Source organism: Rhodococcus oryzae (assembly GCF_005049235.1).
Taxonomy (GTDB): domain Bacteria; phylum Actinomycetota; class Actinomycetes; order Mycobacteriales; family Mycobacteriaceae; genus Rhodococcus_G; species Rhodococcus_G oryzae.
The window spans coordinates 96,651-113,201 of record NZ_SUMD01000006.1 but is presented as its reverse complement, the minus strand read 5'-3'; the positions used below and the strand labels follow the sequence as shown (position 1 = coordinate 113,201).

The following is a 16,551-nucleotide window of genomic DNA, read 5'->3' as shown; positions in this document are numbered from 1 at the left end:
GGCTCCGCCGCCTGTGCGCGATTTGTACCCCAGCTGGGGTACAAATCGCGCACAGGGCACCCTAGGCCGCCATCTCCGGCGCGATGATCTCCATCTGCTCGATCACCAGCTTGATCGCCTCGGGCTGCTGATCCGGCGGATACCCGTGCTTGGTGAGCAGCCGTTTGATCTGCGAGCGCAGCTTGGCCTTGACGTCCTCGCGGACGGTCCAGTCGGTGCGCACGTCCCGTCGCATGACGGCGACCAACTCGCGCGCGATGTCGGCGAGCTTGCCCTCCCCCTGCTCCGCCACGGCAGAAGGGTTCTGCGAGACGGCGTCGTAGAACGCCAGCTCCTTGTAGTCGAGCGGCGGCGAGAAGCGGGCGCCGCGGTCGGCCTCCTCGGCCACCTCCTTCGCCATCTCGACCATCGCCGCGATCACCTCCGCGGAGGTGAGCTGGCTGTTGGTGTACTTGACCATCAGGTCCTGCAGCTTCTCCGAGAAGGCGCGCTGGCGGACGACGTTGTGTCTGGCGGCCTTCCGCGACTCCTCGTTGATGAGTCGACGCAGTGCCTCGATCGCCAGATTGGGGTTCTTCGCCTGCTTGGTCTTGGCGATGAAGTCGACGTTGATGTCGCTCAGCGACGGCTTCGGCATCCCCGCCGCGTCGTAGATGTCGAGCACCTCGCCGGATTCGACCGACGCCGCCATCAGCTGCCGCAGCGCGCGCTCCACATCCTCGGGCACCGCCTGGCCGCGCGCCAGCCGGTCCTCCGCATCCCACTTCGCCATGTAGACGCGGACCTCCTCGAAGAACCGCGCGGTGGGCGCGAGCTCACGGAGTTCCTCGCGGCTGCCGCAGATGGCCCACACCCGCGACAGCTGCGAGGCGAACTTCCGGTAGCGGACGGCCAGGGTCTCCTCCCCCTCGCGGACCTGGTTCTCCGGGTTCCGCGGATCGCGGAGGTGGTTGACGGTCGCGTTCGCCGCCTCGAAGTAGGCGCGGGCGCTCGCGGCACGCAGCCGTGCTCGCCAGTCGAACCCGTGCAGGATCGACTCGAGGACCGTGATCAGGTTCTTCGCGGTGTCGATCGCCTCGTTGATGTCGCGGCCCAACGGCTTGGATTTCTGGTCCGCCTGGGTGTATTCGGCCAGCGCCTCGGCCAGGTGGTCCGCGATCGGCGCGTAGGCGACGAGCAGGCCGTCCTGCTTGCCCCGGAAGGTCCGGTTGACGCGCGCCAGCGCCTGCATCAGCAGAGCGCCCTTGAGCGGCCGGTCCAGGTACATGGTGTGCAGCGGTGGCGAGTCGAAGCCTGTGAGCATCATGTCCTTGACGATGACGATCTCCAGCTCGTCGTCGACGTCCTTGAGCCGCTTCTTGATCGTCGCGTTCTCCGAGTCGCGGCGCACGTGGTCGCTGATCGGGGGCTGATCCGAGGCGTTGCCCGAGTAGACGACCTTGATGCGCCCGGAGGCGAGGTCGTCGGAGTGCCAGTCCGGCCGCAGCGCCACGATCTCGCGGTACAGGTTGGCGCAGATCTCGCGGGTGGCGCCGACGATCATCGCCTTGCCCGGCGCCGTCGGGTTGTCGTCCGATCCGATGAAGGGGCGCATCGCGTCCCGGCGGTTCTCCCAGTGCTCGACGACGTCCTGCGCCAGCTTCGACAACCGGGCAGGCGTGCCGTAGACGGCGTTGACGACGGCGACGGACTTCTCGATCCGGTCGCGCTCGGTGTCGTCGAGGCCTGCGGTCACCTCGTCGGCGGTGGCGTCGAGGTCGTCCTCGCTGACCCCGTCCGCGAAGGCGACCTTGACGAGCCTGCTCTCGAAGTACACCGGGACCGTCGCCCCGTCCGCGACGGCGCGGGTCAGGTCGTAGATGTCGATGTAGTCGCCGAACACCGCCCGGGTGTCACGGTCCTCGAACGAGATCGGGGTGCCGGTGAAGGCGATGAGGGTGGCGTGCGGCAACGCGTCGCGCAGGTGCCGCGCGTAGCCGTCGAGGTTGTCGTAGTGGCTGCGATGCGCCTCGTCGACGATCACGATGATGTTCCTGCGGGCGGACAGCAGCGGATGGCTGGCCCCTGAGTCCTTCTCCTCTTTGGTCTTCCCGAACTTCTGCAGGGTGGTGAAGTAGATGCCGCCAGTGGTCCGGCCGGACAGTTCCTGACGCAACTCCTCGCGCTTGCGGACCTGCTGCGGGCGCTCGGGCAGCAACTGCGAGCGCAGGAAGGTCTCGTAGAGCTGTCCGTCGAGCTCGGTGCGGTCCGTGATGACCACGATCGTCGGGTTCGCCAGCTTGGGATGTCGGATCACCTGATTGGCGTAGAGCTCCATCTCCATGGACTTGCCCGAGCCCTGGGTGTGCCACACGACGCCGGCCTTGCCGTTGCTCTCCACGGCGTAGACCGTGGAGCCCTCTGCCTTGGTGACGGCAAAGTACTGGTGCGGCTTGGCGATCCGCTTGACCAGTCCGTCCTCACCCTTGTCGAACGCGGTGTAACCGCGGATCAGCTGCAGGAACCGCTCCTGGTTGTACAAGCCGTGCAGCGCCACGTCGAGCGCGGTGGTGTCGGCCTCGGAGTTCTCCGCGGTGACCGGCACGCCGTCGTCGTCGACGTTCCACGGCGAGAAGTGATTGAACGCGGTGAACGGGGTGCCGTACCGAGCGGTGATGCCGTCGGAGACGAGGTTGAAGACGGCGAAGCGGAACGCCAGCGGGAACTCCGCGAGGTACGTGCGCAGCTGCGAATGTGCCTCGACGAGGCCTGCGTGCTCGGCGCCCGCCCGCTTGAGCTCGACGACGCTGACCGGCATCCCGTTCAGGTAGAGGACGATGTCGAACCGGCGCTTGAAGTCGGCCCGGACGATCGTCACCTGGTTGACGGCGAGCCAGTCGTTGTCGTCGGGCTGAGTGGACAGCAGCCGGATGGTCGGGGTGACCTCGACTCCCGAGTCGTCGACGTAGCTGATCTTGCGCAGCCCCTCCGTGAGGAAGCCGTGGATGACCTGATTCTCCGAGATCGCGTCGTTGGAGGTGGCCGTCGCGACGAGCGCGACCGCCTGGTCGACGATGTGCGGAGGCAACTCCGGATTGAACTTGGCGATCGCGGCCCGCAGGCGCGGGACGATCAACAGCTCGTCCCAGGAGGCCCGCTCACCGGTGCCGGGGGCGATTTCGGTGCCGCTCAGCGGCTTCCATGCGAGCTCCGAAAGCACGTCGAGGGCCAGGTGCTCCCAGTCGTCCTCGGACAGCCCATGCGACTCGCCCATGTCCACAACCTCTTTCATGATGACCAACCTAGAAGGTGCCCTCGCCAAGGGTGACGGTTCCCTCGGCAGAGTGCCCAAGGTCCCGAGGCGAATACGGGTCCAGCACACCGCAGGCCGGCACATAGGGCGGTGCCGAGATTTGATAACCCGCCTTATCGCGGCGACGTATCAACCCGTCGCCTCGACTCCCGCACGATGTGAGCACACGTTCACGAAATAACTCGGACGGCCTCCGCCCGACCACGAGAGGGAGACCATGACCTACCCCCAGACACCGAATCCCGACCAGTCCCCGCAGGGTTGGCGGATCCCGCCGCAGCCTGCGCCCGAGCCGCCGAAGAAGAAGGCCAAGAAGTGGCCGTGGGTCGTCGGCGCGATCGTCGCCATCCTGGTCGTCGGCGGCCTCAGCGGCGGCGGCGACAAGGAAGCCGGAAATCCCGATGCCTCCTCTGAGGCGGCACCCGCGGGCGCGCAGCCGGGCGGAGCGCCCGTCGAGGCGCCTTCGAACAAGCCGGCCTCGGAGGCCGCCGCCACGATGAACACCGCTGTCCGCGACGGCAAGTTCGAGTTCGTGGTCACCGATGTGCAGACCGGCCTGTCGTCCCTGGGCGACAACCAGTTTCTCGCAGAGGAGGCGCAGGGCCAGTTCGTGATCGTCACGATGACGGTTCAGAACACCGCCGACGAGCCGAAGGGGCTGAGCCCCGACAACCAGGAGATGTACGACACGAAGGGTCGCAAGTTCACCGCGGACACCTCCGCCGGGCTGAACCTGGACACCGACGTGGCGCTCTGGGACGAGATCAACCCCGGAAACACCGTGACCATGAAGGTGGTCTACGACATGCCCGTCGACGCGGCGCCCGCGGAGATCGAGCTACACGACTCGATGTTCTCCGGCGGGGTGCGGGTCAGCTTGCGGTAGTCCGGATCGGCGCGCCCACCAGAGGGGGGTGGGCGCGTCGTGCCCTTTCCGGTACTGCGGAAAGTCCGTGCGTAATCTCTGTGTAGCACTTCCGTCCCATGTGACGATGTATCTGGTGATGTGACGCACCGCTCGGGGGGTAGTACCGACGCGTGCCTCGGTAGTCGGAATGGGGAGACGACATGACAGTTCGCGGGTTCATCGCACGCCATCGGATAGCTTCGGCTGCCTTGGTGCCTGCTGTCGTGGGGGTGACGGCGATACTCGGGTTGACGTGGGCCTTGTCCCCGGCGCCGCGCACCGCGGACACCGAGCTCACGTCGTCGGTGACCGAGTGCCACGACATGGTGACCATCTCGATCGCCGGCCGCAATGACACGCCCGTGGCGGGCACCACGAAGATGCTGGTCGGACCCAACGGCGAGGCGCTGCCTGCCGCTTTGTCGAGCGACTACAGCAGCCACTGGGTCGATCCGGTGATCAACGCACCGAACGGTGTCGTCGATCCGAAGGCGTATGCCGCCGTCTACATCGCCTACCCCGCGAACATGAGCAGCTACGAGGGCGCCGTCGCCAAGGGCGTGGCCAACACCGAATCGGTGATGCGCGAGATCCGGGTGGCGTGCCCGGACACGAAGTTCGCCGTCGTCGGGTACAGCGAGGGCGCGGACGTCGCCCGGCGGGTCGCGATGGACGTCGGCCATCAGGACGCGGACACCAACGGCGAATACGGGATCGTGAATCCGGGCAACGTCGTCGGCGTGGTCATCCTGGCCGACGCGGGCCGCGCGAATGGTCAGGGCCCGTTCCCCGGGGCGAAGAATCCGTTTGCCAATCCGGACGGATTCGACCGGCAGTACCAGAACGGCACCAACCCGACCGCAGGAGCGGGCGCCCTCCCGGACACCGGCGGCGACGATTTCGGCGCGCTGGGCGGCAAGGTCGCGTCGTTCTGCTCCGAGAAGGACTTCACCTGCGCGGTGCCGGAGAACATCTCGCTGTTGCAGCTCGCGATCAACGTGGGCAGGCAACTGAACGTCGACACCCTCGAGCGCGAGGGCCTCACGCCTGCGACGGGACAGGATGTCGCCGTCGCGCTCAGCCAGATCGCGTTCAACGCGTTCGCGGAGGTTCGGTCCCAGCCGGACTGGATGAAGGGCGACCAGACCTTCCTCGACGTGCTGCTGACGGTGTCCTCCCCGTCGTACAAGCCCGGTGAGGCCGCGAAGGCCCCGGCGAAGGCCCAGTCGATCTCCGCCGACGAGATGTCGCCGCTGGCCTACCTTCCGCAGAAGGTGTTCAAGGAGATCATCGGGCTCATCACGACGAACCAGAACACCATCCCGGTCGTTCTGAGTGATCCCTACCAGCTGACGCTCGCCAAGGACGTCGGTCATCACTTCGACTACTGGCGCGACAACGATGCCGCCAACGGGAAGCCGTTGACCTCCGCCGAGTACGCCGCGGCGTGGCTGACCCACCTCGCTCAGCAGGCACAGAACGGACAGCCCATCGACCCGTCGGCGAAGCCGGACGCCGGAAGCCTGGCCGCCGCACTCTCTTCGGCCACCGCCACGGCCACATCCGCGCCGACGGCACCGAGCACGGCACCCGTCGCGGGCACCGTGACGGCGACGGAGTCCGCCGCGACGACCACGACCGAAGCGGCGCCCACCGAAACACCGGCGGCGTCGGAATCCGCTACAGCATCGGCACCCACGACGACGCCGAGCGCGGCCCCCACAACTGAAGACGCTGTCCCGGTGGACTCGCAGGGCTCGGTACCGGCCATCGCGACGCCCCCGACCACCGCGGTGGCGGCGACCACCACCATCCCGACCACCACCACTCCGGCTCCGAGTCCGGCCGGATAGAAGCTCATCCCAGTCACCCACACCCCTAGCGATCGAACATGCATTCGAGTAGACTTCGAACATGGATCTCGACGAGATGCTCACCGCGCCACCGGATGTGGCCGCGTGGCAACTCGCGGATACCGAACTCCTGAGGTTGATTCCCGAGCTCTCGCTGCTGATGCGGCAGCTCGAGGCGCTGCGGGTCCGGCTGATGCATCAGGTCGATCAACGATGCGTGGCCGAACAGGTCGGGGCCTCCTCCCCCGGCAACTGGCTCGCCGGGGCGACCACCATGACCCCCGGCCAGGCCAATAAGATCGTCAAACTCGGACGGGAACTGGTCAAGCACCCGGAGGTCGCCACCGCGTTCGACGCCGGAGAAACCGACTACGACCAGATCCGCGTCATCGTCGAACTCCTGAACAAGGTGCCCGACCCCGATGCCCCAGCCCGCAGCGACGACAACACCGCGACTGATACCGACAGTGACGCTTCCGGTGACGGCGACGGCGAGAATGTGTTCGACATCGTCGGAACCGACGCCACCCGAACACAAGCCTGCGCCCGCTACCTCCTATACGCCGCCCGCACCGAAGACTCCACCACCCTCGCCCGACGCGCCAAAGCCCTCGATCACATCCTCAACGGCGACAAGAAGAACCCCGACTCCGAGAACGCCGAACTCAACGAATTCCACGCCTCACCCGGACTCGGCGGCCGCATCCACCTCAAAGGACACCTCGACGCCGCCTCCGGCGAAGCCCTCCTCACCGCACTGTCCGCCTTATCCAAGCCGCGGCCCGGAGCCGACAACCGCGACGGACAAACCAGCAAAGACCAACGCACACCCGCCCAACGCCGCGCCGACGCCCTCACCCACATCATCCGCTCATATCTGGACTCCGGGCAGGCGCCCAGCGAAGGCGGCGAACGACCCCACATCAACGTCTTCGTCGACGCCGACGACCTCGCCGCCACCACCGACAACCACCACCACCCGGAACGCAGCCAGCACCAGGGGCGACGGCGCGGACCCGCCTGGATGCCCTGGCTCGGACCGATCTCCCTCGACCTCGCCGCCCAGATCTCCTGCGACGCCGACATCACCCCCATCACCATGGACTCCGACGGCAACCCCATCGACGTCGGACGCACCACCCGCCTCATCCCCCGCAAACTCCGCCGCGCCCTGAACGCACGCGACTGCGGCTGCGCCTTCCCCGGCTGCGGGCGACCCGCCGCCTGGACCGAAGCCCACCACATAATCCACTGGTCCAACGGCGGACCCACCAACCTGTCAAACCTGGTACTGCTCTGCCGCTTCCACCACACCACCATCCACCGCGGCGACTGGACCGTCCACATCAGCAAAGACGACAGCCATCCTTGGTTCACCCCACCCACCTGGATCGACCCCCAGCGAAAACCCATGCCAGCACACAACCGGCGCAACCAACTCCCCTTCGCCGCCTAAAAGCAAAAACCGCAGGGCACCGCCCGACACCACCCAGAAAATAGGGGGTGTCGGCGCGGTGCCCAGTGCGCTGGCTGAGTCGACCCGTCCTCAGGAGCAGTCCCCGACTTCACCTTCCTTGACCACCGAGAGCACCGCTTCGCCCTCTGTGACAGTGGAACCCGCGGGCGGGGTCTGCGCGACCACCACCCAATTGCGGTCGAGCACCTGCGCGCGGCCCTTGCCCGAGGCGTCCTGACTCCGGGAGAAGAACACCCCGGCTGCCTGGATCATGTCCTGGGCGGCCTGCAGGTTCATGCACACCACAGACGGCATGACCGCGACGACGGGAGCGGCGGCCGGCGCGGCCTGCGTCGTTGACTCGACCGACGGTGCGACCACCGGAGCAACCGGCACCGGCTGGGCCGACATGGTGGCCCGCCCTGCGGTTTCCGCCTGCCTTGCCGCTGCTGACGCAGGCTCGTTCATCGCACTGGTCGGTGCCGAATCCGATTCGTTGTCCAGTCCATCACCGATGTCACTGACGATCCCGACGACGACGAGCAGCGCGGCGATCCCGGACGCGACGATCACACCCTTGCGAACCGGAGGCGGCTTCGGCGCCTCCGGTGGCGGTCCGAACGCGGCCGGGTCGCCGGCCAGGAATGCCTCGTGGCCGGCCTGCGCGCGGGCGGCGAGTCCGCTCTGTTCTACCTTGACCCTGGCGAGGTGATCGCGGATCGGCTTGCCGAGCGCGAGATACCAGAGGCCTGCGGCGAAGAGCAGCTGAACCACGAGTTGCCCGAAGTCCCCGTTGATGAGCTCGACGATCGCGAGCCAGGTGCAGATGGCGGCGAATAACCCAGCGAGCACGCGGAGGTAGGGAGCAATTTGTTTCACGTGCAACTCCTCGCGGTGGTTCCCGAGGTTCCGTCCGATGGCGCAAAATCCAGAAGTCGGGCAAAGAGTTTCGGCATGGTGCCGTCGTCGAATGCCTTCAGGAGTGCGCCCTCACAGAACCTGTCGCTCCGGGTGATGGCCGTGATCATTCCCAGTGTGACCTCCAGCGACAGCGCCGACCACTCCGGAGGCGTTTCACCATTCACCAGCAGGTCACCCGCATGCCAATCCATCCAAGCGAACCCGAGCAGGATCAGCTTCCGGTCGTAGATGAAGTTGAAGGACTCCTCAAGCAGTGGACCCATCGTGCTGTAGCCCATCGAGAAGGAGTTCTCGTCGATCGGTTCCGGAGCCACCCAGCCGCCGAAGGACCCGGAGTGCGCGTTCATCCGATCGACCAGCGAGCGCAATTGCGCCCAGTCCTCGGAAGTCAGCGCCGCGAGCACTGCATGGGGAGTGGGATTCACATCCGCGAAGGGATCCGCGGGCGCAGTGTCTCCGCCCCGCGTCACAGCACCGCCTCGACCTGACGCTCGGCGTCGCGGACGCGGAGCCTGCCGGAGATGAGTTGCGGGAGGAGGGTGTCGCGGATTGTGGCGAGCATGCGGGATTCGGACTCCGCTGCGGACGCTGAACCATGCAGCTTTGAAGCATGCGCTGTGAATTCGTTGATGCGCCCAACGGCAGGGAGTCGCACCTTCAACTCCTTGAATCGTCCGCGGCTCAGCTCGAGGAATGTTGCGCCGTTGGCGAGCGCAGTGAACTCTGCAACCCGGGAATTCATTTCGTGAAACAACCACCACTGCAGCTGCGGATCCTCCGCGTTCACGACTATAAATCCCTGGTTCACGGCCGTCGGGACTTCGGTCATCGCAAAGGCACCAATCGTCGCCCGTGAAGTCATAAGAATCGACCCAGCCGGGTAAAGCTTGGACGCACAATTTGCGAGTCCTTCCACGGAGATCATTCGACCAGTCGAGCGGAGGTACGGCGCGGTCAAAGCCGTTATATCTGTTGGGGTTGCCCAGTTGATGTCACCGTCCCAGTACTCGGGGCTAGAGGTGCTGGGCGTACCACCTCCGCTGACCAACGCGAGGTCAGCGAAGGACTGATCGGAATTCGGCAGACCTCGTGATGCTTCGTCAAACAGCGCGCGAACAAGCCCTCCGGCGGTATCCGCCTGCTTACGGTTGGCGGCGATCTTGTCGTCGAGGACGCCGAGGATCTCAGCGATGGCTTGCTGCTCAGCTAGAATCGGTAGCTCGATCGGCCAGTCGGCCATTGTTGACAATGCGATCCGGTTTACCGTCGCACCGTGAACAGTTCGAGCCTCGATCAGTTTCTTGAAGCCCGGACTAAGGAAGTAGTACAGAAAGTAACGCGGGTCGACCTGCTCCTCCTTGAATCGCAAAAGCGCCATCCGGCGGCCGAGACACGCATCGACGCCAGCAGGCATGAGCGCTGCTTCACCCAACCTGGTCTCATATGAGAAGAGCAAGTCACCCGCACGGGGGGTTACACGCCTCGTCCACTTCTCAAAGTCCTCGTCTGATACGTGATCGGACTCTGCGAGATCCAGCCTTCCGTTATTCAAACTCGTGATGTTCAGGAAGTACGGCCCAATCGTCGTTCGGGTCGGTGTCGCGTGGGGCCCGTCAAAAATCTCGGCTACTGCTCCGATCGTCGTTACCCTCACAGGATCCTCCCCAACTGTTCGCGCACGACAGCCTGCAACCGCGCCGACTCGTCGAACTGCGCGTACAACTCCCCCGTCAACCGCGCGATCTTCTCCTCAATCGGCTCGCCATCGTCCTCGATCGGCGCCGCACCGACGTACCGCCCCGGGGTGAGCGCGTACTCCGCTTCCTTGATCTCGGCCAGCTCGGCCGAGTAGCAGAAGCCCGGCTCGTCCGCGTACTCCACACCAGCACCGGATTCCGTTCCGCGCCACGCGTGAAACGTGCCCGCGATCTTCGCGATGTCCTCGTCGCTCAGCGCCCGCTCGGCGCGGTCGACCATATAGCCGAGGTTGCGCGCGTCGATGAACAGCACCTGGCCCTGCCTATCGATCGAGCCCTTCGGGCCCTTCGCCTTGTCCTTTGCGAAGAACCACACGCAGACCGGAATGCCGGTGCTGCGGAACAGCTGGGTCGGCAGCGCGATCATGCAGGACACGAGGTCGGCCTCGACCAACTGAGCCCGGATCTCGCCCTCGCCACCGGAATTCGAGGACATCGAGCCGTTCGCCATCACCACGCCCGCGGTGCCACGCTCGCCGAGCTTGGAGATGATGTGCTGAATCCACGCATAGTTCGCGTTACCGGTCGGCGGCACGCCGTACTTCCAGCGCTTGTCGTCCTCCTTGCGCGTCCAGTCCTTGATGTTGAACGGCGGGTTCGCGAGCACGTAGTCCGCCAACAGGTCCGGGTGCTTGTCCTGCGCGAAGGTGTCCTCCCAGCGGTCCCCGAGCTGGCCGGTGACGCCGTGAATCGCGAGGTTCATCTTCGCCATCTGCCAGGTGCGCTGGTTCTGCTCCTGGCCGTACACCGAGACCTCGGTCGGGTTGCCGCCATGCTGCTCGATGAACTTCTCGGTCTGCACGAACATGCCGCCCGACCCGCAGCACGGGTCGTACACCCGGCCGCTGTACGGCTCGAGCACCTCAACCAGCACCCGCACCACGCCTGCAGGCGTGTAGAACTCGCCGCCTCGCTTGCCCTCCGCGCGGGCAAACTTCTCCAGGAAGTACTCGTACACCTCGCCGAGCAGGTCCCTCGCCTTGGTTGCACCGTGCCCCGTGAACCGGGTGTCATTGAACAAGTCGATCAGCTCGCCGAGGCGGCGCTGATCAACACTGTCCTTGTTGAAGATCGTCGGGAGCGTACCGTTGAGATTCGCGTTGGCCGCCATGATCGCGCGCATCGCGTTGTCGATCAGCTGACCGGCCGTCTTGCCCTCCACCCCGGGTGCGTCCTGAATGCCCTTGGCATGCTCGGCCAGGTAGGTCCAGCGCGCGGACTCCGGCACCCAGAAGACACTGTGCCCCAGATACTCGTCCTCGTCGTCGATCAGGTTCGCGATCTGATCGTCGTTCATGCCGTCGGCCAGCAGCTCCTCCCGGATCTGCTCCCGCCGCTCGGCGAACGCGTCCGAGACGTACTTGAGGAACACCAGACCGAGGATCACGTCCTTGTACTGGGACGCGTCCATGGAACCGCGCAGCTTGTCGGCGGCCTTCCACAGCGTGTCCTTGAGTTCCTTCATCGTCGACGGCGCCGTGACCGCAGCCTTCTTCTTCGGTGGCATGGTCAACCTCTCTCTGGGTGGGTCTCGGTATCCCCGGCCACGGTGAGCGCCCCATGCGCCACACCGTCGATCAGGGTGGTGGTCAATTGGTCCAAGTTGTCGAGCAGTTCAGTTGCGGCCCTGCGGCGTTCCCGAAGGTCGTGCAGCGCCTCGGTCACGGCCGGCACCCGGTCGGGTGGGATGCGCGGTATCTCCCACCCCTTCCAGGCATGTCCGGAGCGGATGGCACCCGACGGCCTGGCACCGACGCCCTTGGCCAGAAGATGCCGGGCAATGAGCTCTGGAACCATGCCCGAGCTCGCCGGGTCCGCGATCCGCATGATCCGCGCGGGCGAGACCACCACCGATGACCCCTCGACGTCGACGACTACCCCGAACCCTGGGCTGGTGCAGAACACGAGGTCGCCCGGTTCCGTGTACCGGCCGCTGGGGTACCTCGTGGTGAGGGTCAGCCTGTCGATGACGCGCTCGCCGACCCGTCGACCGCCCAGCACCTCCTCGGCGCCGATGACGCGGACACCTTCGCCCGTCTCGAGGTCGGATTCGTCGATCCGGTTGCCGGGCAGCACCTTCAGGTCCCTCGACTCGGCCAGCTGCCCCGCGGTGGGCATCCGCAGGCCACCAGCCTCCCCGTACTCCACCCTCAGATTCAGGTTTCCGTCGAGCAGTCCACCCGCGCGCAGGTTGGTGGCGTCGACCAACTCGACGATGCGGCCGGCGGCCGCCGCGCCGTCGAAGCGAGGTCGACGCACACGCTTCGTCTGCGGCGGCGTCAGCGCGCCGCCGGTGGCGAGCAGCTTGGCCGTCTTGTCGACCACACCGTGCCGAAATGCGCTGGTCAGAACCGATTTCCACGTACCCATCGATGCGGTCACGTCGGCGATCACGCCGACGACCGCGCCGTCGTCCAGCTCGACGGCGCTCAGGTCCGCCAGCACCGTCCATCGGTCCGCCGGCTTGACCGCGGGATCGGCCGCGCCGAGGACCCACAGCGCCATCGACAGGCCTGGACGTGCGGGGAGCAACCCCTCGGGCAGCCGGAACACGGCACGCAGGCGGTCCGAGCGGACCAGTCCCGAGCGGATCGCATCGGCCTGGCGATCCCCTAGCTCATCGACAAGCGCGCTCGCAGGCCCGATGATCACCGCCCGATGCTCAGGGCCCATCTGTAGTGCGATGTTGTCGATGTCGGCGAGGATCTGCGCGTCGGTCATGCCGACGCCGCAGGGCGACGGGTACTGGGTGAGGAACATCGCCGGCTCGTCGAGGACGAAGCCGCCACCGAACCCGCCCTCCGGCGCCCGGCGCCTGCGCCAGTGGTGGACCGCGAGTCGACGACGCGCCAGCCGCGACGCCGCGGTCGGGGCCTCCCCTGTCATCGCCATCGGCTCGCCGTACTCGGGCAGCACGCTGCGGAGCGCGACCAGCAGGTCGCTGCCTGCGACGGACGGATCCACGAAGACCGCGCGATCGTCCGCGGTCAGCGCAGCACACACCCGAGCACAGAGTTCGAGCGCGGGGGCGGCGAGGGCGCTGTCCACCAGGTCTGCTCGTTGCAGCCGAAAGCGCTGCGCCATAATCGTTTCGAAGGCCTGGGCCGGCGTGTAGGCGGCGTCGGCCATCTGGTCCGCGAACGACGCGAACACGCCGAGCTCGCCGCCGAGCGACTCGATCTCGCCATAGAGAAACTCGTCATCGGGATCGAGCTCGTCGGCCTCGTCCAGCAGATCCGGCGCATCGAGGTCCGCCAGCGACTCCCCCAGCATTGCCTTCATGCAGAGCAGAGCGCTGATGCCGTTGAAAACGACATCGCGACTCAACGCCGACCCGTGGTCCAAGGCCGCGTGCAGGGCTAGGTCCTCGGCGAGGGTGTCGCTGTTCCCGAGGTTCCGCGACCGAATCCAGTCCACCACCTCGGTGCCGCTGAACTTCTCCTGCCGGCCGTCGGTGGACACGGGCTTGGGGAACGGACGGTCGCCGTCGCGGTAGCGCTTGGCCCACATCGACACGACCGGCCGCTGCACCTTCGCGAGGGCTGCGATGTCGGGCTTGGTGAGCAGCAAACTCGAGGTCCGGTCGATGTCACGCACCGTGTCACACCCCTCCATTACTGTCTGCTCTTGCACCGCTGGTGATAGCCCAGACAACCTATCCCACGCGGCAGACATCATTCGCAAAGATGTTGATATCCCCGGTTATCGCCGGATCAGTATGAGAAGTCTTCCCGGTGGTCAAGTCTGTTGACACCGCCTCGACGAGGGGTCGAGACGGTTCATTCGCGGCAACGCGATCCAACAGGAGGACACAGAATGCGCAAGTTCGTCAGTGCCGTAGGGGTTTCGTTCGCGGCGGCCGGCCTGGTTCTCGGGGCGTCGGGTATTGCCAACGCGGCGGACACCACCTTTGGTTCTGGGCTCTGGTTCGTGGGCGACGACATCGCTTCCGGCGTCTATGAGGCCCATCCCAGTGGCTACACGAGCTGCAACTGGACCCGTTACTCGGACAAGTGGGCAGAGATCGACGATCAGCGGACCATGGCGAGCACCGTTCGGGTGACGATCCAGTACAGCGACCACGCTTTCTCCTCGTTCGGGTGTGGCACCTGGAAGCGCGTCGCCGATGCCCCTGCCCCGGACATGACCGGTGCTGCCATCGGATCCGCGGTGGTCGGGAGCGCGGTGGTCGGCAGTGCGGTGCTCCCGCTCCTCGTGGCCGGCTCGGCCGGTCTCTGACACCGGCAAACCGCCAGGAATCGAGGTGACCCGCACTCGCCCGAGCGCGAGTGCGGGGCCTCGGTTCCACGAACGTCACCCCACAGATCGACTCCCCCGGAGGGAATCCCATGAGCCTGAAGATCAATCAGAAGTCAACGCTGGCGGTCGCCACCATCGCTGTGGCGATCGCCCTCACGGGCTGCGGCACCCCTACCAGCGAGGGTGCCGCCTCAGCCGCGACGTCCACCACCGCGGCACGGCAGACCGTCTCGCCGCAGGAAGCCGAGGCCAAGCGGCAGGCAGATGCCGCCGCCAAGGCCCGTCAGGAGGCCGCGGCCGCGGAGGCCGCACGAGTCCAGGCTCTCGAGGCCGCCAAGAAGGACCCCGCCACCTACGAGCAACTTTCCGAACGGGACTTCGCACTCATCGCGAAGAACCCCGGTTCGGCGACCGGACGCAAGGTCGTCGTCTACGGGCGCGTCACGCAGTTCGATGCGGCCACGGGTACCACCCAGTTCCTCGCTCGCACAGCGCCTATCGCGGGGGACAAGTACGACTACGACCAGAACACGTTCGTCGTCGGCGACACCGCGGCGCTGATCGCCAACGTCGTCGAGGACGACCTGGTGACCATGTACACCGAGGTGCTCGGCTCCTACACCTACGACACCCAGGCCGGCGGCAGCACCACGGTGCCCAAGCTCCAGGTGAACATCATCGAGGTCACTGGATCGGCCTAGCGGGCACGACGAGCGCCCGGACCAGACATCCCACCCGAGCAGACAGGAGCCGATAGATGACCCTCGCAGTGATCCACTTCCGACAGATCGACGAAGACGACCATCAGCTTGCCCTCGCCGCCGCAGTCATCGGTGTGGACGCATCAAGCGAACGCCTGATCTTCTCCCGGCCCGGTACCGATGCCGCGGCCCGGCGTGCCGCTCTGCTCGACGCGTTCGAGGCCGTCTACCGACTGGCCGTGTCCGTGCCGGACGCTCTGCCGTTTTCCCTGCACATCAGCGAACCCGAGGTGCGCAGCGAGCTGGAGCGCGTGGCAGCCTCCTTCCCCGCCGTCGCGCTGGTTCGAACAGCGCGCGGGCAGATGCCCACGCTGCTGCATACCGCCGCCGACTCCCTCTCCACACATATGGTCCAGCTCAGGACACCCCAGGACCAGCGCCCCGCCGAGCCGCAGCCCGAGCTCACGGTCGCCACCGACGCGTCGAAGTCCTCGGCTCGACGCGGGGTCGGGGTGGCATGCATCAGCGAGGACGCCGACCTGTGCCAGAAGATGTACCCGGATGCCAGGTCGGTCCTGGAAGGCGAACTGTTGGCGATCAAGCACGCCCTCACGCGGTTCCCACATCGCGATCTCCACGTGCTGACCGACAGCCGCGCTGCGCTCGCCAGCCTGTCGATGACGAGATCCGACCTGATCGAGCGTCGGAGCGGCGCTGTCATGGCCGCGGTCACCCGTATTCACGAACTGTCCGCCGGTCGTCGAGTCCGTTTCAGTTGGGTCAGGGGGCATTCGGGCCACCGGCTCAACGAGGCTGCGCACCGGCTCGCCGTCGCAACCCGACGCAACCACGAGTTCAACGTCGCCGCAGAGACCAGGGCGGCCATCACCGACAACATCGTCGCCACCGTCTTTGCTGACGCCGCGGCCTGATCTAGCGCCAATAGTTCACAACACACGACCGGAAGGAATCACATCATGACCGGACAGCAGCCACAGTTCACAACGCCGCCCCCCGGATGGCAGTCGATGCCGCAGAATCCGGAGAAGAACGGCTTCGGCATCACCGCGATCATCACCGCGATCATTGGCCTGCTCTTCTGCCTGATGCCGATCACCGGATTCATCGGGTTCATTCTCGGTGTGATCGCGCTGATCTTCGGCCTGGCCGGATGGGGCCGGGTCCGCAAGAACAAGGCCACCAACGGGAAGACCGCCATCACCGGCGCCGTCCTGGGCGCCCTGGCGATCGCCGGGGGCATTGCCGGCATCGTCATGTTCTTCACCGCCGTCGAGGACTTCGGCAACGACATGGACAAGATCGGCGACGACTGGAACAGCTACAGCGATTGCATGGCCGATGCCGACACCTCCGCCGAGATGGCGGCCTGCAAGTAGCTCGACT

General features: G+C 66.2%; 13 protein-coding genes. 7 read left to right on the top strand and 6 right to left on the bottom strand.

The genetic code is table 11. The features are described from left to right. Nucleotides 1–61: 61 nt before the first annotated feature. Nucleotides 62–3,253 carry a type I restriction endonuclease subunit R gene (locus FCG67_RS14145; protein WP_425467841.1) on the bottom strand — a complete coding sequence of 1,064 codons (3,192 nt, stop codon included), beginning with the start codon at nt 3,251–3,253 and terminating at the stop codon, nt 62–64. A gap of 256 nt (nt 3,254–3,509) precedes the next feature. Between FCG67_RS14145 and FCG67_RS14140 the strand changes: the two genes are divergently transcribed. The 3 genes from FCG67_RS14140 (at nt 3,510) to FCG67_RS14130 (ending at nt 7,508) form a co-directional block, all read left to right on the top strand. Continuing rightward, nucleotides 3,510–4,178 carry a DUF4352 domain-containing protein gene (locus tag FCG67_RS14140; RefSeq protein ID WP_136910403.1) on the top strand — a complete coding sequence of 223 codons (669 nt, stop codon included), beginning with the start codon at nt 3,510–3,512 and terminating at the stop codon, nt 4,176–4,178. Between the two features lie 182 nt (nt 4,179–4,360). Then, the gene (locus FCG67_RS14135) at nt 4,361–6,052 is read left to right on the top strand and encodes a cutinase family protein (RefSeq protein WP_136910402.1); all 1,692 of its coding nucleotides are present in this window, start codon (nt 4,361–4,363) and stop codon (nt 6,050–6,052) included. 61 nt (nt 6,053–6,113) lie between these two features. Next, nucleotides 6,114–7,508 carry an HNH endonuclease signature motif containing protein gene (locus FCG67_RS14130; RefSeq protein ID WP_136910401.1) on the top strand — a complete coding sequence of 465 codons (1,395 nt, stop codon included), beginning with the start codon at nt 6,114–6,116 and terminating at the stop codon, nt 7,506–7,508. Between the two features lie 90 nt (nt 7,509–7,598). Here FCG67_RS14130 and FCG67_RS14125 read toward each other — a convergent pair whose 3' ends face one another. From FCG67_RS14125 to FCG67_RS14105, 5 genes are all read right to left on the bottom strand, one after another. After that, entirely contained in the window at nt 7,599–8,387 is a 789-nt protein-coding gene (locus FCG67_RS14125; protein WP_136910400.1) for a PASTA domain-containing protein, read from the bottom strand. After that, entirely contained in the window at nt 8,384–8,833 is a 450-nt protein-coding gene (locus FCG67_RS14120) for a DUF6508 domain-containing protein (protein WP_136910399.1), read from the bottom strand. Before FCG67_RS14120 ends, FCG67_RS14125 begins: the two co-directional genes overlap by 4 nt. A gap of 62 nt (nt 8,834–8,895) precedes the next feature. Beyond that, on the bottom strand, nt 8,896–10,083 hold the full coding sequence (locus tag FCG67_RS25005) for a restriction endonuclease subunit S (RefSeq protein ID WP_169310529.1): 1,188 nt from the start codon (nt 10,081–10,083) through the stop codon (nt 8,896–8,898). Beyond that, nucleotides 10,080–11,693 carry a class I SAM-dependent DNA methyltransferase gene (locus tag FCG67_RS14110; RefSeq protein ID WP_136910398.1) on the bottom strand — a complete coding sequence of 538 codons (1,614 nt, stop codon included), beginning with the start codon at nt 11,691–11,693 and terminating at the stop codon, nt 10,080–10,082. Before FCG67_RS14110 ends, FCG67_RS25005 begins: the two co-directional genes overlap by 4 nt. Before the next feature lie 2 nt (nt 11,694–11,695). Beyond that, nucleotides 11,696–13,783, bottom strand: coding sequence for a hypothetical protein (locus FCG67_RS14105; protein WP_246045065.1), 2,088 nt, complete (start codon nt 13,781–13,783; stop codon nt 11,696–11,698). 219 nt (nt 13,784–14,002) lie between these two features. Here FCG67_RS14105 and FCG67_RS14100 point away from each other — a divergent pair, with 219 nt between their 5' ends. The 4 genes from FCG67_RS14100 to FCG67_RS14085 all read left to right on the top strand — a co-directional run bounded on the left by FCG67_RS14100 (nt 14,003) and on the right by FCG67_RS14085 (nt 16,544). Then, nucleotides 14,003–14,425, top strand: coding sequence for an Rv1352/Rv1906c domain-containing protein (locus FCG67_RS14100; RefSeq protein WP_136910397.1), 423 nt, complete (start codon nt 14,003–14,005; stop codon nt 14,423–14,425). Nucleotides 14,426–14,535: 110 nt separating this feature from the next. Beyond that, nucleotides 14,536–15,147 carry a DUF2510 domain-containing protein gene (locus FCG67_RS14095; protein WP_136910396.1) on the top strand — a complete coding sequence of 204 codons (612 nt, stop codon included), beginning with the start codon at nt 14,536–14,538 and terminating at the stop codon, nt 15,145–15,147. Nucleotides 15,148–15,203: 56 nt separating this feature from the next. Continuing rightward, a complete protein-coding gene (locus FCG67_RS14090) occupies nt 15,204–16,079 on the top strand; it encodes an RNase H family protein (RefSeq protein ID WP_136910395.1) in 876 nt (291 codons plus the stop codon). Nucleotides 16,080–16,124: 45 nt separating this feature from the next. Continuing rightward, entirely contained in the window at nt 16,125–16,544 is a 420-nt protein-coding gene (locus tag FCG67_RS14085) for a DUF4190 domain-containing protein (RefSeq protein WP_136910394.1), read from the top strand. The last annotated feature ends 7 nt before the right edge of the window (nt 16,545–16,551 follow it).